We start from the raw sequence: 18,684 nt of genomic DNA on the forward strand, positions 1-18,684 counted from the left end.
AATCCCTTTTATCCTACCAAGTATAGAAGTGGGAAGAGGTAAATCCATACCAAGTCCACGACGTGCCAAAATAGACCTACACCTTCAACAGGAGTGTAATATTCAGGTCCAACTTTTCTTCTTAGAGTTTTGATGAAAATCCAGAAGATCAGAAGAGCTCCCGCTACTACGTGGATCCCGTGAAGACCAGTCATCACAAAGTAAAAACCGTAGAACATTTCCCATTTTGGTTGGGAGATCACAGCTTTTAAGCGAGTGACTTCTTCCGCACTTACATGGTTTTTTTCGAGTTCAGCCGGGTTTTTGAGGAGAGCGGAAATTTTAGATTCACAAGTTGCTCGTTTTCCACCTGCTGCACAAGAAGGGTCAACTAACGAAAATTTGCCGGGGACAGTTCCAACATGGAACTTATGGCTATATTCGAAGTATTTAATGACCATAAATGCTGCTGCGCATGCGATTGTTAACGCAAGCATGATGGCAGCAATTTTATGAAGACCACGTTGCACATAATTAATGGCAGCAGCCATTGTGAACGAACTCACAAGTAACACAACTGTGTTAACGGCACCCATTTTCCAATCTAGTGTTTCGGAACCGTTTTTAAAAACGGTAGGATACAAAGAATGGTAGATAAGGTAACCTACGAATAGGCCACCAAACATAAGGATCTCTGTGCAAAGGAATAACCAAATTCCTTGTTTGGAAGAGGCATATTGGTGGTCTGCACTCTTAAAATGGTGTTGGTGATGAAATTCACTTGAAGAACTAACGGAAGTCATATGGCCCTGCAGTTACTGTTGGAGTTGTAGTAAAGTTTTCGTGTGGAGGAGGAGAAGACGTTTGCCATTCGAGTGTTTTTGCACCCCAAGGGTTATCAGACGCTTTTTCTCCTTTGAAAATTCCATGAATGATGGTAATGAGACCTACCAAAAATCCAAGACCTATCAACCAAGATCCCACGGTAGAGATTTGGTTCAGGTTTGTATATTCTGGAAGGTAGTCAAAGTAACGTCTTGGCATTCCCATAGCCCCTAGTACGAATTGTGGGAAAAAAGTTACGTTAAACCCAGTGAAGATAAGAACCCAAGAGATTCGTCCACCAAGGTCAGAAGTCATCCTTCCAAACATCTTAGGGAACCAGTAAAAAATACCACCCATAAGAGCCATAAGAGTTCCCCCTACCATCACGTAGTGGAAGTGAGCCACAACGAAGTAAGTGTCATGGAAGTGAACGTCCATACCTGTGGAAGCAAGGAAGACTCCTGTCAATCCACCAATCGTAAAGAGAAACATGAAACCAAGAGCGAAGAGCATTGGCGCTTCGAAAGTCACTGTTCCGCGATACATTGTAGAAATCCAGTTGAAGAGTTTGATGGCAGTTGGAACTCCAACAAACATAGTGATGATGGAGAAAATGATACCAGCAAGTGTTGACTGACCAGACACAAACATATGGTGTCCCCAAACAAGGAAGGATACTGCTGCAATGGCTACTGATGAATAAGCAATCGCTCGGTAACCAAAAATTGTTTTTTTGGAGAACGCAGTGATGAGTTCAGAAATCACACCCATCGCAGGTAGGATCATGATGTACACCGCAGGGTGGGAGTAAAACCAGAAGAAGTGTTGGAAAAGAACTGGGTCTCCACCAAGATCTGGATCAAAAATTCCCACTCCAAGAGTTTTCTCAGCTCCAATGAGGAGAAGAGTGATCGCAAGGATTGGTGTTGCCAGGATTTGGATGATGGAAGTGGAATACAAAGCCCAAATCATGAGTGGGATGCGGTCCATGGTCATCCCTGGTGCTCGGAGTTTATGAGTGGTTACAATGAAGTTTAATCCAGTCAAGATGGAAGAAAATCCCATTGTAAACGCTCCCATAACTAACAAAATCACACCGTTGGATGTTTTTGCAGTCGAGTATGGGGTGTAAAATGTCCATCCTGTATCCACTTGGTTGAAGATCATGGAAGAAGCTGCTAGTGCCGCTCCTGCAATGAAAATGTAGTAGGACGCAAGGTTGAGCCTAGGGAAAGCAACGTCTTTCGCACCTAATTGGATCGGGAGGACAAAGTTTCCAAGGAAAGCTGGAATTCCAGGAATGATCACCATAAATACCATAATGGCACCATGGAAGGTCATGAACTTGTTATAAGTATCTGGAGACAAAAGTGGTTCTGCACCAAACTTTGCTAAGTGCAGACGAATTCCCAATGCAAAGAAACCACCAATTAAGAATAGGGTAGCAACCGTTGCAAAGTACATCAGTCCAATGCGTTTGTGGTCTAGAGTGGTCATCCAAGACCAGATTCCAGATCCGTGGTTCAGGTAATTATGGTCAGTGTGACCATGTTCGGTTTTTGTATGTGCTGAACTCATCTCTCTTCCTTATTTAATGGATTTGATATATTCAATTAAGTTGGCAACGTCTGCATCAGACAATTGGCCTTGGAATACCGGCATCGCAGGTGGATACCCTTCTACGATCTTTGCAGATGATACCAGGATGGATTCACGAAGGTAATTTTCATCAGCCTTTGTTTGGCTTCCATCAGCAAACTTTCTGTTGGAACCAAAAAGACCTTTCATCGTTGGTCCGACAATTCTAGATCCGTCAAGGGAATGGCAAGAAGCACATGCTTTTTGTGCAAACAAAACCTTACCGAGATCTGCAGGAGTGTCAGCGCCTTTTTTCTCAGCGTGGTACCATGCAGCATATTCTTCAGAAGGAATGGCTTTGATTTTGATCATCATACCGGAGTGTTTGGTTCCACAGTATTCTGTACAGAAAACGATGTATTCCCCTGGTTGTTTTGGTTCAAACCAAAGTTGTGTGAGTTTTCCTGGAACCGCATCTTGTTTGGTTCGGAATGCTGGCACATAAAAACTATGGATCACATCTTTTGACGTGAGGATGAGTTTCGTTGCTTTACCTGCAGGAACAATCATTGGATCGTTTCCAGAGCTGTAGAACTCTTTTCCATTCGCATAACGGTAAGTCCATGCCCACTGCTCTGCAGTCACATGAATCTCGGCCGCAATGTCTTCTGGTGGGGTTCTCAATTTTTCGAAAATCACCATCCCCCAGTAGAAAATTCCCATCATGATGACGAGAGGGATAAAAGACCAAAGAAACTCTGCAAAATTATTGTGAGTAATGTATGCTGATTTCTGGTCTAAGCTTGTACGTTTGAACTTGATGAGGAACCATGTCATTCCACCAATCAAGATGACAAACGAAACAAGGCTTGCAATGATCAGAAACGCATAGAGAAGATCGACTTCTTTTGCGATTTCAGTGGCCTGGATAGGCATGAACGAGGTCGCTGGAATGAGACTGCTCCAAGACATCTATGTGACTCCTTGACGGTTGTTATTTGTTATTTTTCGCCAGTTTATGTATAAAAACGCACCGAGAAGGAGTAAGGTGACCGCCCCCCCGAATTGCATCATCCTGTATGCGTATATCGTATATTTATTTTTTCTAGGATCAAATTGAAAGCAAAATAAAGCAAACTTATCTACAAAACTCCCAATCTTACCAGAAGATGCCTCAACAAAGGCAAATTTTAAATCCCTAGGTTCAAGTTGGATGCCTTGGAAGATACGAGACACTCTCCCATCAGGAGTCAAAACATACACACCACTGGCATGGATGTATTGTTTTGCTTCTGCATCCCACGCGTATCGGAAATCCAATTGTTTTGTGAGTGCATCAATAGATTCCTGTGTGCCCGTGAGTAAGTGGAGGCCAGTTTCTGCTCCTACTCTGTCGTAATCCTTCAAATAAGCACCTTTTTTGGGAAACGAAACCGCTTCATTTTCCTTCGGGTCAATGGATACCGCAATGTATTGGTATTCTTTTCCCAAAGTCCAATCGAGGTCCTTTAAACTTTTGAACACACCATTGAGGTGGAAGTTACATAAAGTGGGGCATTTGAAGTAAACTGGAGAGAGAAGGACAGGTTTCCCTTGTGAGAGAAAGTCGGAAAAAAGAACTTCTTTTCCTTGTTCATCACGAAAGGGAATGTCTAGTTTGAGGGTTTTGCCCGTAACATCCGAAAATCCAATGTTTTCTAATTCTTTAGGAAGTTTGTTTTCCCTTGTTAAGTTTGAGTGAGGGTCATAGGCAGACACAGACCCAAAGGAAACGAGAATACAGATACAAATGAGAAGACGGATGTTCACGTAATTTGGCTGTTACCCTATTTGGATTGAGAGCTAGGGTTCGACATTCCTGGGTTCTCCGGCGTTCCCGGATGAATGAAGGAAATGTATACGAAGAATAGAATGTTGAGTACGAGTGTGACAAGGAAAGTCCAATAGCCACCCTTGTTGTAAAGGTCTTTGTTTTGCATAATCTTACCTGATATAGTCTATACGAAAAACTGCTCTTTTTATCCAACAATTTTTAAAAGATGCAAGATTAATTTTATTTTCCCCAAACTTGAATCACAAAACCTGGAGGAAACAGATAGACGTATGACACTCAAACGTTTTTACACCATCCTTTCCGCAATGATCCTTCTCAATTTACTCTATGGCCCCCTTGTTCGGGCTACAGATTCTGGACTCGCATGCCCTGATTGGCCTTTATGCCATGGGAAATTTGTCCCAGAGTTTACATTCCAGATTTTTATGGAAGTAGGGCATCGGTATTATTCAGGGATCTTAGGAATCCTCGTTGGGATTGGGTTTGTATGGATTCTAAAAAATCCAGAAACAAGAAAACCGTTGGGAATTCCAGCAGCACTCTCACTCCTGTTTCTCATTTCACAAGTCATTCTTGGTGGATTAACCGTCACAAAGCTTCTTCACCCAACAACTGTTAACTTGCACTTACTCAATGCAGTCCTTTTGTTATCATCTTGTCTAACGATACGTTTGTTGATTCCAGAAGCAAACAATTCAACCTTTGATACAAACAAAAGTGGGAAATACTATTTTGCGATTGTACTCATTGTTGTGTTGTACCAATTATTTTTAGGTGGAAAAGTAAGTTCTCATTACGCAGGTTTAGCTTGTCCAGATTTTCCTACATGCCACGGAGAATGGTTCCCGCAAATGGTAGGAACGATCAGATTCCATATGGAACATCGTCTTTTTGGTTATTTAACTGCATTACTTGTGCTTTCTTTATCTGCGTATGTTATCCTCACGTTAGAAAACCCAAAAGTGAAACAGTTCTTAAAACTAGCGGCTTATTTAGTTTCGATCCAAATCTTTTTAGGTGCAATGAATGTGTTGTATCATTTGCCAAAATTGATCACTGGCCTCCATACTCTCAATGGAGTGCTTGTCTTTTTATGCTGTTTCATCGCCTCTTTTTATCATTTTAGAACCTATAAAGAAGAGGCCCTTTGATGTTCCGTTTGTGGAACCAACTGACAAAACCGAGAGTAACGGTGCTTGTACTGGCCACAGTACTACCAGGAATGTATCTCGGAACAACGGGATACCCTAGATTTAGTGCCATTCTAATTACTCTATTTGGGACCTACTTGATGAGTTCTGCTTCTTTTATTCTCAATCAATACATTGAGAGAGAAAGAGATGCAATCATGTATAGAACGAAACAAAGACCAATCCCAGCTGGTGAAATTTCACCCACTAATGCATTATTACTCGGGATTTTTGTTGCTATCGTCGCCTTTGTGATCTTAACTTATTTCGTTAACCTCCTAACAGCTGTTTGTGCACTTTCAGCATTATTATTGTATGTGTTTTTATATACAATTTGGTTAAAACCAAGAACAGAACAAAATATTGTGATTGGTGGGATCTCAGGTTGTATTGGACCACTCATCGGATATGCAGCGATGGCGAATGCACTGCCCATCCAAGCTTGGATCATGTTCCTTATGATTTTCCTTTGGACCCCTGCTCATTTTTGGGCCCTTGCCATTTTTCTCAAAGATGATTATGAATTTGCGGGCATTCCTATGATGCCTGTCGTTTCTGGGATTCAAAAGACTGTGAACCAAATTTTTCTCTATGCCATCGCCTACTCGGTTTCCGTCATTGGATTTTATTTTGTCGATGATCGAATGGGGTATTTGTTTTTATTGTCTGCTATTGTACTTACAATTCTCATCCTTACATTTGCTTTCCGATTGAAACAATCCATGGACAAAGGCCTTGCCAAACGTTTTTTCTTTTTTAGTATTTTACACTTATTTCTGGTGAGCATTGTTATCGTAATCGATTCTAAAATTTAGGTTTTTTGATTGATTTGGGCAGGGAATTCTGTTTTCCTTATGCCCATGAGTGTACTTGCGCGTTATTTCTCAAAATCAGATTTAGATGAAATCAAAGCTGCTGTTGGCGAAGCAGAATCAAAAACATCTGCCGAAATTGTTCCATTTTTTGCTGAATCCTCCCATCACTACAAAGAGTGGTCATGGTTTGGTGCTTTTTTAACTGGTGGCATAACAGGAATTAGTTTTTATACTGCTCAAAATGTTTATGGCCTGGTATGGGAAAACGAATCCATGTTTGCGATTCTTTCCGTTTGGGTAGGAGCCATCATTGGGCTTGGCGTTTTCACATTTTTCCCAAAACTTCGATTCCTACTTGTTCCCAAAAATTCGAAACAATACTTCGTTGAGTTAAGGACTAAGGAAGCATTCTTGGAGGAAGAGGTTTTTCGAACCAAAAATCGCACTGGAATTCTCATTTATATTTCCCTTTTCGAACATTTTGTACGTGTGTATCCTGATAAAGAAATCGCAAGAGTTGTTCCAAAATCGGAATGGAATGAAGCGGTTAGGCTCATCATCGAAGGAATGAAAACGGGAAAAAAGAAAGAAGGAATCGTATCTAGCATTCTCTTCTGTGGCGATTTACTTAAAAAATACAATATCAAAATCGAAAAAGATGATAAAAACGAAATCTCCAATGAAATTCGTGACGGTGGGAATTTGATGTGATGGAATCCAAAACACAAAATGTATACTCAAATTCCCAAAGGTTGAATCGATTTCGTATTTTTAGTTTTGTATTGTTGTGTTCTTTCCCAGTGGTTATCTTCAGTTACCCAGTTCCTAAACTGGAAAGAAGGGTAATGGACCATGCTGGCATTTTATCACAAGCCACTGTCGACCAATTGGAATCAAATTTAAAACAATTTGAAGCAGAGACAAGTAACCAAATCGCAGTATACACAACTCCGAGCCTTCACGATGAAACCATCGAAGAAGTTGCCAATGAAATTTTCGACGAATGGAAATTAGGCCAACAATCGAAAAACAATGGAGTTCTCCTGATAATTGCACCTAACGAACGCAAAATGAGAATTGCAGTTGGCCGAGGACTTGAAGGTGCGCTCACAGACTTACAGGCAAAACAAATCATCCGAAATGAACTTCGTCCTAGTTTTAAATCAGGTGATATGGATGGTGGAGTTACCGCTGGAGTAAACGCAATTATGGCCGCCATACGCGGGGAGTATGCACCTAGTGAGGATGATGTTCAAACTTCAGGAAGGCAATCCACTGCTGATGTGATTCCATCAGGTATAGTCGGAGGAATTTTTACTTTCATTTCCATTTTCATCCCATCCTTTGGTGGAGTGATCTTCACCATCATCGGATTATTCGTGATGTTACCCTTTTTCCTATTATTCCTTGGAAGTACATTCGGACTCATAGCAGCCATTGTTTTATTTATCCTAGTGATGTTCATCAGGCGCAAACTTGGATTCAACCAAGGTGGAGGCGGATCCGACGGGGGTGGTTATTACGGAGGTTGGTCTTCTGGTGGGGATTCCTGGTCTTCGAGTGATTCGAGTGATAGTTGGTCTGGTGGAGGTGGAGATTCCGCAGGTGGTGGTTCTTCCGGAGACTGGTAATTTAATTAGGTGATTTCAATCAAAATCAGAGTGGAATCATCTTTCCAACTCGATTTATTCATTTTCTGATACAACATAGTCTGAATGGACGAGATGACTTCCTGGAAAGGTAAGTCACTCGTACTTTGGATTACGGACAATAAATCATCCCATGCTTCCATACCATCTGCTTCGTTTAATTCTTCAAACAAGCCGTCGGTAAACAAAAAAATTCGATCTCCCGATTCCACCTTTGTTTCAAAAATTCCGTATCTGTAGTGTTCTAAAATACCAATGATTGGACCTGTATTTTCCAGAATAATGGGATCTGCATTTTTTCTAAGGATGATTTGGTTTTGTACACCACCTCCCGCATAACGGAGGATACTCTGGTGAAAATCAAAATCCATAACAAGAGCAGGAAAATAAATTTGTAAATCTGCATTTTTATCATAAAAATGTTGGTTCATATAAAACAAAAGATCGTTTGGACGCATCGCAACAGCGGAAACCCTTTCAAACTCAGATTGGATCATCATAGAATACAATGCAGCTTGTAATCCATGTCCCGTTGCATCTCCCAAAAAGAATCGATAATAAAAATCTTGAATTCTTTTGACAAAGAAAATATCTCCACCTACATCAGCCGTTGGTTTGTACAAAATGTCCACCTTGATGTATGGATCCATATCAGGAACTTTTGTAACACTTTGGATGATGGACTTTGCAAGTTTCATATCCTTTGTGATTTGGTCCAACTTGCTTTGTAATTCGATGGTTTTGTCTTTGACTCTTGTTTCTAAACGTTCATTTAAAATCGTGATTTGATTTTGTACTTTTTGAAGTGTTTGGTTTTTTTCAGATAATTCAATAGCAAGGTTTTCTGCATCTACAAATCCCTTTGAAAAATTTCGCGCAATATAAATCGATTGTACGAAAAACATCATAAAAATCCCGAAGTGGATTGTGAGAGGGGAATTAATGATGAGATTGTTTACTAGTATATCGTTTACAAAACTAGCCACAAAAACCAAAAAGCTAAATAGAAATATAACGGACCCTGGTAAAGAATCTCGTATTGCCCTTGTTAGAACTAAAACAGTATACAATGCTCCAAATAAAGTAAATATCTGAAATGGTACCATTAAATACGTGTAAAACGAAGAACGTGTAACAAGCACGATGAAACAAAAAGCAAACCCTACATATTTCAAAAGTTCATATACCCTTCTTGAAAAATATGGTTTAAATAATAAATAAACATACTTTGCAAATATGGGTGTGATAAAGAAAAAGCTTAAGTAACTTAGTTTTAAGTGAATTTCCCAAGGAAGGTTTGGATATACTTGGACTAGGTATTTGTTTCCAGTGATGAAAACACGTAAGGCAACAAGGATACAAGTGAGAGCAAACCAATAGGTAAATGGATCTTTTTTGCGATTCCAATATAGGAAAATATGATACAAGCCCATAAATAGGATGCTTCCGACGAGTAACATATCTCTAAGGATTTCAAATTCGTATTGTTTGTGTATGTCTGAAGTTCTACCCAATGTGATGACTTGGGCTGGACCACCTTTTCTATGATGGTAATTCGAAATTTGGATTAAAAAGGAAGTTTGGTTATCTTTCGGTATAAAGTCAATGATTTGGGGTCTGTATTCGGGTATGCCCGTTTGGTAAGATGTAGAAACAAATCCATTAGATGATAGTCGTTCACCATCAACAAACAATGTATAAGCGGATTCCATTTCAGGAACCTTAATGGACAATGGAATTCCTTTTAGGCCATGAACCATTTCCAATTGAAATGTAGCATACCCATCTCCTGCTAAAAATCCTCTGTCGAGAAATGACTTTGTCCAAACTCCAGGCACTATAAAATAATGGGGTTCTCGGATGGACTTAAGTTCTGTCAGTTCCGAAGGAGAAAATAAAAGCCCTGGGTAATATTCCCACTCCCCAGTGAGTTGAATTGTTTTGTGAGATTGTGATAAATAGGAATCGGCCGTTAGATGGCCTTTCAAAGCGGTAGGAGGTACTTCTGTCATAGAACATGACAAAAGTACCAAACTCCAAAGGAATCCCATCCAACGGAGATGAAGTTTCACTTGGTCCCGATTTCCTTTAGAGACGATTGGCGATTGGGATGTACTTTCTTTGGTTTTCGCCCACATATATTTGTTTTGGACGAACTTTTGAGAAATCTCCTTTCATCCTTTGTTCTCTCCAGTGCGCAAGCCAACCGGGAAGCCGTCCTATCACTTGCATGACAGAAAACATATTTTTCGGAATTCCCAATGTATGGAACACCAATCCAGAATAGTATTCTAAATTTGGGTACAAAAGATTTTCCATAAAGTAAGAATCGTTCCAGACAACTTCATCAATTTGTAAAGCAATGTCTTCTACGGCACTGAGTTTGCGGTTTTTGTAAAATTCTTTGATGATCTCTCTTGCCACCTGTGCTCTTGGACTTACCACATCATATGCCTTTTGTCCAAATCCATTCGTACGGATGGTGAGTCCTCCACGTTTGAATCTTTCAAAATAATCTTTCACAGGAGTTTTGGTTTTGATGATGTCTTCGATGAGTCCAATCGCAGCAGTAGGCCTTCCTCCTTCCCTTGCTCCCCATTGTGCCATAATCCCTGCAGAGATAGATGCAAAGAGATTCGCTTGTGTGGAACCTACTACTTGTACGGCGGTATTGGATACATTTTGTTCATGGTCTGCATGTAGAATCCACATTTGGTTTAGGATGCGATCAAATTCTTCAGGGACATTATAATTGTCTGCTGGGAGTTTGTGCATCATATACAAAAAGTTTGTGCAATATGGATTTTTATCGAGTGGATATACAAATGGATGTCCCACTGCGTGTTTGTAAGTAAAAGCAGCAATGGTACGAATTTTAGCAAGTAAACGTGCAATCAAATCCACACCCATATCTAATTTTTCTTCGTATTCTTCTAAGTAATAACTAGATAAAGAAGTTACCATCACAGATAGAACAGCAAGTGGGTTAGCCACACCAGGAAATCCATCAAATAGATTTAACATATCTTCATGGATCATAGAGTGTTTGGAGAGGCGACTTGAAAAGTCATTTAACTCTTGTTTTGTGGGAAGGTTTCCATAAATTAATAAAAATGAAGTTTCAACAAAAGTAGATTGGTATGCTAATTCTTTTAAGTCATAACCACGGTAAGTGAGTTCCCCTTTTTCGGGATCCCTTCTAGAAACCTTTGATAAACCAAGGGCAGTATTAAAAAGACCAGGGTCTACAGTGACAAGCCCTGTTTTTCGGTAAAAGTCAGTAAGGTCGATACCTTCTTTTCCATCAGTTCCAGTGATCACTGGAAGTTTATATGTTTTGCCTTTGATGTGGATTTCCACTTCACTCATGAAAAGACCTCTCTCCCTCCTATCTTACCAAACGTAAGTTAGGAATCTAGAAGAATTTACACTTGGGCGAGTGCAGAATTGAGAGAATCGTGGATGAGAACAAAATCCGTTAAACCCACAATGTCCATCACCTTTCGAAAATGGGTGTTGAGACCTGCGAATTCAATTTTACCTTGGTTCTCAGAAGATTTTGTGATGAGACTGATGAGAGTGGCGATGCCAGCTGAGTTGATGTACGAGGTTTCGGAAAAATTGAGGATCACTCGTGTGCGTTTGTCTTGTGGAATCGATTCGTAAGATTGCACAATTTCTTCTTCCGCTTCGGATGTGATTTCGCCAGAAATGTGGATCACAGGGAGGTTACCACCATTCTCAAAACCCAATCGAATCTTAAACTCTTCCATCATTAGCCTCCAGGGAATTCCACTAAGAACGCGGGTCAACAAAAATTAGGATTTCGATTTTCTTTCTTCTTTTGTCAATCGACCGAAGGGTTGTTTGCATTTACGGCAAACAAAGTAAACATCCGTTGGTGTAGCAGATATCCCGACAAGCCCCATGGCAATCAGTCCCCAAGTTGAATATTTCACAACCTTACGTGCGTTTTCATCTTCGCGAGTGGTTCCACAATCACAAGTGGGTCGGTCAGCTTTTTTAACGATTTGGTTCATATAGGAAGGATTTCGGTTCCGCCAAAAAAACGGAACCGAAATAAGGCAATTTAATTTTTAGAAAGGTGTTCTACGTATTTTGCAAGGATTTTGATGTTGTCATCACCCAAATGGCCGTAAGCTACCATTGGAGATCCTTTGATTCCTTCTTTCAAAGTTTTAGTGATTCCTGCGATTGTGTTTCCATTTTTCCACTCAGCAGCAGGAGCTTTGTAGTTACGTGGTTTTGGATTGAGTGCAGCAGCAGCAGCTCCGTCACCAGCCCCTTTTTCACCGTGGCAAGAAGAACAGTTTTGGAGGTATAATTCTTCTCCTTTCACTAAATCAGGATCAGCACTGGCACTGGTTTCTTGCACTGCAGGTGCTTCTTCTTTTGGTTTGGAGTCGCCACAAGCCACCATCACAAATGCGAAGGAGACAGCGAGTAGAGAGACTAATACTTTTTTTGAGTTCATTTCTTACTCCGAGATAAGGATGGCTCCAGTCTCTTACCCTTCTCATCTTTTGAAAAGAAGAAATCAGTTTTTTTCTAAAAGATTTGAGAGTGCCTCCTGTAAATTTTGAAACTGAAACTCATATCCCGATTGTAACAATCGTTCAGGCACTACATACTGCCCTTTTGTCACGACGACACTACCTTCTCCAAATAACGCTTGTATAGCGAAACTAGGTACCTTAAAAAGATTTGGGCGTTTTAAAGTTTTTGCCAATTGTTTGGAAAACTCTGCATTACTTGTCGGATGAGGAGAGACTAAATTATAAGCTCCATTTGTTTGTTCATTTGTCATCAGGTGAATGCTTGCATTGATAAAATCGGAAATATGAATCCAACTCATTCCTTGGTTTCCAGAAGCAATCGCACCTCCCACTCCTAATAAAAATGGTGGGAGCATCTTTTCTAAGGCACCACCTTTTGGAGAAAGTACAATCCCTGTTCGGAGTAATACCGTTCGGATTCCATTCACTTTCAGAGGGTTTGTTTGGTTTTCCCATTCGACACAGAGTTTTGCTAAAAAATCATCTCCTGGAGGTGAACTTTCTGTGTAAGCAGGGTGTCCTGTCTCTGACATTCCATAATAACCAACTGCACTTGCATTCAAAAAAACTTTGGGTGGTTGTTTTAGATCTAGGATACGAGCAACAAGTCCTCGAGTGAATTCAATTCTCGATGTACTGATTAATTGTTTTCTTTCTTCTGTCCACCTAACGCCCGCAATCGGTTCTCCAACTAAATTGATGATGGCGTCAAGTCCCTCCAAATCGGAGGATTGGGGAAGAAGGCAGGTTATAAATTCTATGCCAGAGAATGAGGAAAGAGATTTGGGAATGGATTTTTGACGAGAAAAGACACGAAATTGATGGCCATTTTGGATTGCGGTGGTAATCAAAGACGTTCCAATCAGTCCCGTTCCACCTAAAATTCCTATTTTCATAAAGACTCCAAGAGTTGGTGTAAATAAAAAAAGAAGTAGCCCTTTTTCGCATTCAGTATCATTTTTTCTTTCTATGAGACCTGTAATCGTAATCCCAATATTCTCTGCCATTGTACTTGTATTGTTTGGAAATTACTTTCTAATTTCAGGAACAAACAAAAAGATAGAAGGCTACAAAGAAAATCCACCATTTCGCATTGAGGATGCCACTGCTTCCAATGGTCTTTCGCTTTTATTAGACAAAAATCCTTCCACAGTTTGGAGAAAGATTCGAAACTCTCCCCTCGATTTTGATTTTTTCTTGGAAATGAAACTTTCCCATGTTTGGGATGGAGAAGTGTTCCAACCTAGAACATTCCAATCCTTAGATGTAGAAGCATGCCCTGGAGAGACCATTCCCCCTTTCACATTACGTTTTTTACTAAGAGAGAGCATCAATGTGGATAAAGAATTACGAATGCCAAAAGATAAAATCGTATTTGTATATCCTTTCCAAGAAAAAGGGAAAAAGCAAATTTCCATACCTTTGGACAAACTTCCGAAGTTCCAAATGGAAAGAGACTACCCCAATCAAATTTTCATCCTAACTCCAGAATTCAAAATTGAGTCACAAAATGGGTGTTTGGCAGAAGTAACTCTAAAGGAAAAACTATGACTTCTTCTCCAAATAAACTTTCAGCATCCCCAACAATCCCACAAAACAAGGGTAAGGAGAAAAAATTCGATATCTCCGACATTCTTGAAGATGGTCCAATCCCTTTGGGAAAGGGGGATACACAAAATCTTGATTTGGATGAAAAATTACGAAAAGCATATTTTTGGATCACCAATTTTGCCATCATCAATCCGTTTTATGACATTGAATACAATGACACACCACCATTAAGGTTTTCAATTGGTGATTCTAAATCCACAATCACACTCCCAACTGCACAAAGTTATTCGAGCTTTGTTTTACTTCCTCTACTCTCACTGATAGTAAAAGGAAAATGTTTGTTAGTTGGTGGTCCAGGCAGAGGGAAAACTGCATCAGCAATCCTTATGGGTGTTCTTGCTGGTTATTCGATCAAAGAAATCAAACGAGCCATACAACATGGCCAACCACAGATGACAATTACAGATTTATTAGGGAACCCTCTACCAAGTGATATGATGCAAGCCAAATCAATGGAGGAAATCAAAATTGCATGGCGAAAATGGCTTGGGATGCAAGTAAAAATCATCGATGAATACAATCGTATTCCAACAAGGACCCAATCTGCCTTACTCACCATCATGGGGGATAACTACGCTGAAATTTATGACCAAATTTATGAATGTCCAGATGCAGCTTGGTATTTAACTGCAAATGATGATGCGGGTGGAGGTACTTACCAAGTCATTGAAGCTCTAAAAGATAGGATTGATGTAGTCGTAAAAGCTCCACACTTTAATACACGTTTCATCAAAGAACTCATCCAAAGGGTCGAAGAAGGTTATAAACCAGAATCCCTCGTACCCAAAGAAATCATTTTTTCGGAAGAGGAAATGAAAAACATAGGGGAACAAATCAAACAGGTAAACTTTCCACCAGGTCTTCGCCGTCGTATGGAATTTTTTGCCTCTCAATTTGAATTTATGGAATATGCAGGTGAACAATTGGAATACAAAACCAAGGACACTGCAAAACTAAGTGCCTCAGATTTTGGCCGTTTGTTTTCTTTAGAAACCGGAAAAGATAAAATCAAAGACATCGGATCCCAAACAAAAAACGGACTGAGTGTACGAGCCATCTTTACTTGTATCAATTATGCAAAGGCACTCGCTTATTTTAGGGGACTCCGTGAAGTAACACTCGATGACCTAAGCCATGTATTACCATTTGTTTTGCATGATAAATTAGTTCAAAATATAGACTCACCTTTTTTTGAAGAAGCAGATAACCAAATTTACCGCAGTGATCGTGTGAGTTGGATTCGAAAATTATTTACTTTATCACTCAGCGAATACGAACGACTTGGTTTAGATAAAAACGATAAAATTGCCAAACTTTCGGAAACATTCGAAATGGGATTGGAAGGTTTGTCGATAAAGGAAACCAAACAAAGACTTGTAGAAATTGAAAAAGAAATCGAATCAATATCCAAACAGCGAAAGTTATACGGACATATGTTTGATGATATATTAAACCTAAAGTATTTACACCAAAGGTATACGAACTATTTAAAGTGGGCGGAATCTAATGTATGAACTCCACTTCTTGGAAGGATACCTTAAAAAAAGAAAAGGAAGTTTGTAACCAAATCATTTTTACCGCAAGAAAACTAAACCCACAAATTACAGAGGAAGATTTATCCTATCATTTGGTCCTTTTTTTTGACTCACTATATTCCAATCTTGTTTGGCAGTGGGAAGAAGGAGTGATTTTATCTCTCTTTGAAACATTTGTTAGGCTCCTTTCAAAACAGTTTCTACAACGATTGGGGAACTCAGAACCTCTTTATTACCAAGTGATCAAAGATTGCCATCCTAACTTAAAACAAATTCCAAATTTATTCATCCCGTATCTTTCGAATGCCATCTCAAAAGTGGAGGATGAAAAAAAAGAAATATATTTAAAACGATGCCTTTCACTCCTTCAAAATGTACAAACCATGGAAGAATTAAAAATTGTTTTGGCTGTATTGTATTGGGCGAGTGGAAAACCAGAATATCGCGAAGTTGTTGAGTCTTGTTTCCCACTTCTCGGAGATGATTTAAAAACAGAGTGTAAAAAGATACTCGGGATCGATGAGACTTCGATCCAATCTCCCTTCGTTCCATCAATCGCTAACCAAACACCAAAAGGGAATTTTCACTTTCGTTCCATTCCTGGTTATACTTTGTTTGGTGGCACTTTCACAACTGTCCCAAAACTTTATGTAAATCTTGGGAAAGTATTGGTATCATCGGGGGAATCTTGGTACCAACTGTTTGTTGATGAGTTTGGAACCAGTTTGTACTCGATTGAACCTCCAATGTCCCCCACCATCACAAGTTCTCCAACATCCAATCTTTGGAAACAAATCCTAGCGCAAAAATTGGATATCAATTCAATCACATCATCGATTGAAAAGGAATCCTATGCTCTTTATACGTTAAAACATTCGTATCAATTATATTTATTTTATTTGGGGAGAACCTAAGTGGATTTTGTTAAGGTTTGGGAATCTAAATGGGAAGATGCTCTCAAACTTTGGAGTGATTATGTTAAACTATCACCTGCAAGATTTTTATTCTCAGAACAAGAGGAAAAAACAGAAGGACTCACTTCATCCTTTGCTGCCATCCGATTAAAAGACCACAGAGTTTTACTTTCTGTAAATCAAATCAAATCCTATCATCTTGAAGATTTTGCTTTGGAAATTTTAGGACATGAAATCGGACACCATGTGTATTGCCCAGGTGATTTGGCTGACCAAGCAAAACTTGTTTATATTTCGAATATAGCCATGCCAAGGCTAAATCACCTAACCCCAATGATAGTGAATATTTACGAAGATTTGTTTATCAACGACCATCTCAAACGACAAAATCATTTAAGAATGGAAGAAGTATACCTAAAGTTAGGAAAACAAAAGGATCCATTTTGGAATTTTTATATGCGTACTTATGAGTTATTGTGGGCACTTCCCACCGGAACTCTCACCGAAGGGACGTTAAGTGATCAAATCCAATCGGATGCTGCTTTAGTCTCTCGAATGATTCGAAATTTCCCAAATGATTGGGCAAAAGGTATGTTTGATTTTGCCAGCATCTGTTTCCCATATTTTTTTGAAGGGGAAAAAGAATCTGAATCAAATCAGTTAAAATCATTATTAGACACACTTGATGCAGGGAAAGGGATGAGTCCACCTTCTGGTTTATCAGAAGTCGAAATCTCATCCGAACTTTTCCCATTAGAAGGAGTCACTGGTTCCAAAAATTCACTTAGCCCTTCTGATTATTCAAGCATTTGTAAAAGTATGGGTATTGATGCTGATATATCAGAAATTACTTACAGATATTATAAAGATAAAGCACTACCATACCTTGTTCCATTTCCCGAACGGAGAACTTCAGGAGCAAAAGAAGAAATCCTGGAAGGAAATGAATTATGGGAGCCAGGTTCTCCAATTGAAAAAATCAATTGGTTGGAATCTACGATCAAAAGCCCTGTGATCATTCCTGGTTACACGACCGTGGAAGATGTTTATGGTGAGACCTCATCAAATGAAATAATGGTTAACCCAATCGACTTAGACTTGTTTGTTGATTGTTCTGGTTCGATGCCCAATCCGCAGCAAGATTTATCCTACTTAACATTGGCTGGTGCTATCATAGCACTGTCTGCACTGAAAACAGGTAGTTCTGTGAGAGTAACTTTATGGTCAGGGGAAAGGGAATTTTTAACCACCGATGGATTCATTCAGAATGAAAAGGAAATCTTAAAAGTACTGACTGGATATTTCGGAGGGGGGACTTGTTTCCCTTTAGAACTCTTGGAAGACGAATACAAGGAACCTCCCAAACGGAAAAGACATATCCTTGTGATCTCCGATGATGGAATTGATACGATGTTTACGCAAAACTACCCAAGGGATCCGAGGACCATAGTTAAGAATGCCCTCGAACAAGCGCAAGGTGGAGGTTCTATGGTTTTACAACTCTACCAACCAAACCATAATCCTGTTGTAAAAGAATTAGAACAAAGTGGATGGGACATTTATCCCATTCAAAATTGGACAGATTTACTCCAGTTTAGCAAAGATTTTGTAGAAAAAAATTATGTTAGAAATCAGACATTATATTAAACAAATACTCAACACTCCCATTCACCAAGTGGACTTATTTTCAGTGTCGCTAGATGCTTTATGGTTTGATGTGTTTTTCTCTCGTACGAACCAAGGGAAGTTGTTCCCGTTCCCAAAATCATTTGATACCATAACCAACCTCAATCTAAAGGCAATTCACATCATTTTGGCCAATGTATTGTATGATAAAGAATCACAAATCCCTGAATTTACCTTACAATCTTTTTACGATTACCTTTCAAACACCTTACCTAAATTATGTGAACTGATTCCAGACTATCATACTTGGACAAGCGATTCTGAACGAGCAGAAGAACTTATCAGAAGTTTATTTGATGCGATTCATTTCCTCCCCGCAACTGAAACCAAAGAATACTTTACGGATCGATATCGTTCCATTGATTCCAGAGAGAGAGTTCGAATTTTGGAAGAAACAAAAAAAGCCCAAGAAAGAGCCAAAGAAATTTTAAGGCAACTCAGACAAAAAGAAGAGGAAGAAGCAGCTTCTAAGTACAACCGTGAATAAAGTT

19 protein-coding genes are annotated in these 18,684 nt (G+C 39.5%); 9 read left to right on the forward strand and 10 right to left on the reverse strand.

Annotation, left to right across the window (positions count from 1 at the left end; translation table 11 throughout):
- Window positions 1-8: 8 nt before the first annotated feature.
- The 4 genes from DI076_RS07965 to DI076_RS07980 are packed head-to-tail and all read right to left on the reverse strand — an operon-like array spanning window position 9 to window position 4,191.
- Window positions 9-782, reverse strand: coding sequence for a cytochrome c oxidase subunit 3 family protein (locus DI076_RS07965; protein ID WP_108959405.1), 774 nt, complete (start codon window positions 780-782; stop codon window positions 9-11).
- Complete coding sequence (locus DI076_RS07970; RefSeq protein ID WP_100721109.1) at window positions 769-2,382, reverse strand: cytochrome c oxidase subunit I; 1,614 nt, start codon at window positions 2,380-2,382, stop codon at window positions 769-771. The genes DI076_RS07965 and DI076_RS07970 overlap by 14 nt, the downstream gene beginning before the upstream one ends.
- A 9-nt stretch (window positions 2,383-2,391) precedes the next feature.
- Complete coding sequence (gene coxB, locus DI076_RS07975; RefSeq protein WP_100721111.1) at window positions 2,392-3,354, reverse strand: cytochrome c oxidase subunit II; 963 nt, start codon at window positions 3,352-3,354, stop codon at window positions 2,392-2,394.
- Window positions 3,355-4,191: an SCO family protein gene (locus tag DI076_RS07980; protein ID WP_108959406.1), complete on the reverse strand. Its 837-nt coding sequence runs from the start codon at window positions 4,189-4,191 to the stop codon at window positions 3,355-3,357.
- Window positions 4,192-4,485: 294 nt separating this feature from the next.
- Here DI076_RS07980 and DI076_RS07985 point away from each other — a divergent pair, with 294 nt between their 5' ends.
- From DI076_RS07985 to DI076_RS08000, 4 genes are read left to right on the forward strand one after another with little or no spacing between them, the layout of a single operon-like run.
- Entirely contained in the window at window positions 4,486-5,367 is an 882-nt protein-coding gene (locus DI076_RS07985; RefSeq protein WP_108959407.1) for a COX15/CtaA family protein, read from the forward strand.
- Entirely contained in the window at window positions 5,367-6,221 is an 855-nt protein-coding gene (gene cyoE / locus DI076_RS07990) for a heme o synthase (protein WP_108959408.1), read from the forward strand. The genes DI076_RS07985 and cyoE overlap by 1 nt, the downstream gene beginning before the upstream one ends.
- Window positions 6,222-6,260: 39 nt before the next feature.
- The gene (locus DI076_RS07995) at window positions 6,261-6,932 is read left to right on the forward strand and encodes a TPM domain-containing protein (protein ID WP_245918334.1); all 672 of its coding nucleotides are present in this window, start codon (window positions 6,261-6,263) and stop codon (window positions 6,930-6,932) included.
- The gene (locus tag DI076_RS08000) at window positions 6,932-7,852 is read left to right on the forward strand and encodes a TPM domain-containing protein (RefSeq protein ID WP_108959410.1); all 921 of its coding nucleotides are present in this window, start codon (window positions 6,932-6,934) and stop codon (window positions 7,850-7,852) included. The genes DI076_RS07995 and DI076_RS08000 overlap by 1 nt, the downstream gene beginning before the upstream one ends.
- A gap of 5 nt (window positions 7,853-7,857) precedes the next feature.
- Here the strand turns inward: DI076_RS08000 and DI076_RS08005 are convergent, their stop codons facing one another.
- The 6 genes from DI076_RS08005 to DI076_RS08030 form a co-directional block, all read right to left on the reverse strand.
- Entirely contained in the window at window positions 7,858-9,921 is a 2,064-nt protein-coding gene (locus DI076_RS08005) for a SpoIIE family protein phosphatase (RefSeq protein WP_108959514.1), read from the reverse strand.
- 37 nt (window positions 9,922-9,958) lie between these two features.
- Window positions 9,959-11,239, reverse strand: a complete 1,281-nt coding sequence (locus DI076_RS08010; protein ID WP_100716548.1) for a citrate/2-methylcitrate synthase — start codon at window positions 11,237-11,239, stop codon at window positions 9,959-9,961.
- Between the two features lie 56 nt (window positions 11,240-11,295).
- Window positions 11,296-11,646: an STAS domain-containing protein gene (locus DI076_RS08015; protein ID WP_165780345.1), complete on the reverse strand. Its 351-nt coding sequence runs from the start codon at window positions 11,644-11,646 to the stop codon at window positions 11,296-11,298.
- Between the two features lie 42 nt (window positions 11,647-11,688).
- Complete coding sequence (locus tag DI076_RS08020; protein ID WP_108959411.1) at window positions 11,689-11,910, reverse strand: hypothetical protein; 222 nt, start codon at window positions 11,908-11,910, stop codon at window positions 11,689-11,691.
- A gap of 50 nt (window positions 11,911-11,960) precedes the next feature.
- Window positions 11,961-12,365: a c-type cytochrome gene (locus tag DI076_RS08025; protein WP_108959412.1), complete on the reverse strand. Its 405-nt coding sequence runs from the start codon at window positions 12,363-12,365 to the stop codon at window positions 11,961-11,963.
- Between the two features lie 63 nt (window positions 12,366-12,428).
- Window positions 12,429-13,343 (reverse strand): TIGR01777 family oxidoreductase, encoded by a 915-nt coding sequence (locus tag DI076_RS08030; RefSeq protein ID WP_108959515.1) that lies wholly within the window; start codon window positions 13,341-13,343, stop codon window positions 12,429-12,431.
- Between the two features lie 73 nt (window positions 13,344-13,416).
- Between DI076_RS08030 and DI076_RS08035 the strand changes: the two genes are divergently transcribed.
- From DI076_RS08035 to DI076_RS08055, 5 genes are read left to right on the forward strand one after another with little or no spacing between them, the layout of a single operon-like run.
- Entirely contained in the window at window positions 13,417-13,998 is a 582-nt protein-coding gene (locus DI076_RS08035) for a hypothetical protein (protein ID WP_108959413.1), read from the forward strand.
- On the forward strand, window positions 13,995-15,572 hold the full coding sequence (locus tag DI076_RS08040; protein ID WP_108959414.1) for an AAA family ATPase: 1,578 nt from the start codon (window positions 13,995-13,997) through the stop codon (window positions 15,570-15,572). The genes DI076_RS08035 and DI076_RS08040 overlap by 4 nt, the downstream gene beginning before the upstream one ends.
- Window positions 15,569-16,507, forward strand: coding sequence for a hypothetical protein (locus tag DI076_RS08045; protein ID WP_108959415.1), 939 nt, complete (start codon window positions 15,569-15,571; stop codon window positions 16,505-16,507). Before DI076_RS08040 ends, DI076_RS08045 begins: the two co-directional genes overlap by 4 nt.
- A complete protein-coding gene (locus DI076_RS08050) occupies window positions 16,508-18,154 on the forward strand; it encodes a vWA domain-containing protein (protein ID WP_108959416.1) in 1,647 nt (548 codons plus the stop codon).
- Entirely contained in the window at window positions 18,129-18,680 is a 552-nt protein-coding gene (locus DI076_RS08055) for a hypothetical protein (RefSeq protein ID WP_108959417.1), read from the forward strand. Before DI076_RS08050 ends, DI076_RS08055 begins: the two co-directional genes overlap by 26 nt.
- Window positions 18,681-18,684 lie beyond the last annotated feature (4 nt).

Source organism: Leptospira ellinghausenii (genome assembly GCF_003114815.1).
GTDB lineage: Bacteria > Spirochaetota > Leptospiria > Leptospirales > Leptospiraceae > Leptospira_A > Leptospira_A ellinghausenii.

Coding starts and splice junctions, on each gene's coding strand:
- DI076_RS07965 (WP_108959405.1), bottom strand. CDS start 782: ATGACTTCCGTTAGTTCTTCAAGTGAATTTCATCACCAACACCATTTT.
- DI076_RS07970 (WP_100721109.1), bottom strand. CDS start 2,382: ATGAGTTCAGCACATACAAAAACCGAACATGGTCACACTGACCATAAT.
- coxB (WP_100721111.1), bottom strand. CDS start 3,354: ATGTCTTGGAGCAGTCTCATTCCAGCGACCTCGTTCATGCCTATCCAG.
- DI076_RS07985 (WP_108959407.1), top strand. CDS start 4,486: ATGACACTCAAACGTTTTTACACCATCCTTTCCGCAATGATCCTTCTC.
- cyoE (WP_108959408.1), top strand. CDS start 5,367: ATGTTCCGTTTGTGGAACCAACTGACAAAACCGAGAGTAACGGTGCTT.
- DI076_RS07995 (WP_245918334.1), top strand. CDS start 6,261: ATGCCCATGAGTGTACTTGCGCGTTATTTCTCAAAATCAGATTTAGAT.
- DI076_RS08000 (WP_108959410.1), top strand. CDS start 6,932: ATGGAATCCAAAACACAAAATGTATACTCAAATTCCCAAAGGTTGAAT.
- DI076_RS08005 (WP_108959514.1), bottom strand. CDS start 9,921: ATGGGATTCCTTTGGAGTTTGGTACTTTTGTCATGTTCTATGACAGAA.
- DI076_RS08010 (WP_100716548.1), bottom strand. CDS start 11,239: ATGAGTGAAGTGGAAATCCACATCAAAGGCAAAACATATAAACTTCCA.
- DI076_RS08015 (WP_165780345.1), bottom strand. CDS start 11,646: ATGATGGAAGAGTTTAAGATTCGATTGGGTTTTGAGAATGGTGGTAAC.
- DI076_RS08020 (WP_108959411.1), bottom strand. CDS start 11,910: ATGAACCAAATCGTTAAAAAAGCTGACCGACCCACTTGTGATTGTGGA.
- DI076_RS08025 (WP_108959412.1), bottom strand. CDS start 12,365: ATGAACTCAAAAAAAGTATTAGTCTCTCTACTCGCTGTCTCCTTCGCA.
- DI076_RS08030 (WP_108959515.1), bottom strand. CDS start 13,343: ATGAAAATAGGAATTTTAGGTGGAACGGGACTGATTGGAACGTCTTTG.
- DI076_RS08035 (WP_108959413.1), top strand. CDS start 13,417: ATGAGACCTGTAATCGTAATCCCAATATTCTCTGCCATTGTACTTGTA.
- DI076_RS08040 (WP_108959414.1), top strand. CDS start 13,995: ATGACTTCTTCTCCAAATAAACTTTCAGCATCCCCAACAATCCCACAA.
- DI076_RS08045 (WP_108959415.1), top strand. CDS start 15,569: ATGAACTCCACTTCTTGGAAGGATACCTTAAAAAAAGAAAAGGAAGTT.
- DI076_RS08055 (WP_108959417.1), top strand. CDS start 18,129: ATGTTAGAAATCAGACATTATATTAAACAAATACTCAACACTCCCATT.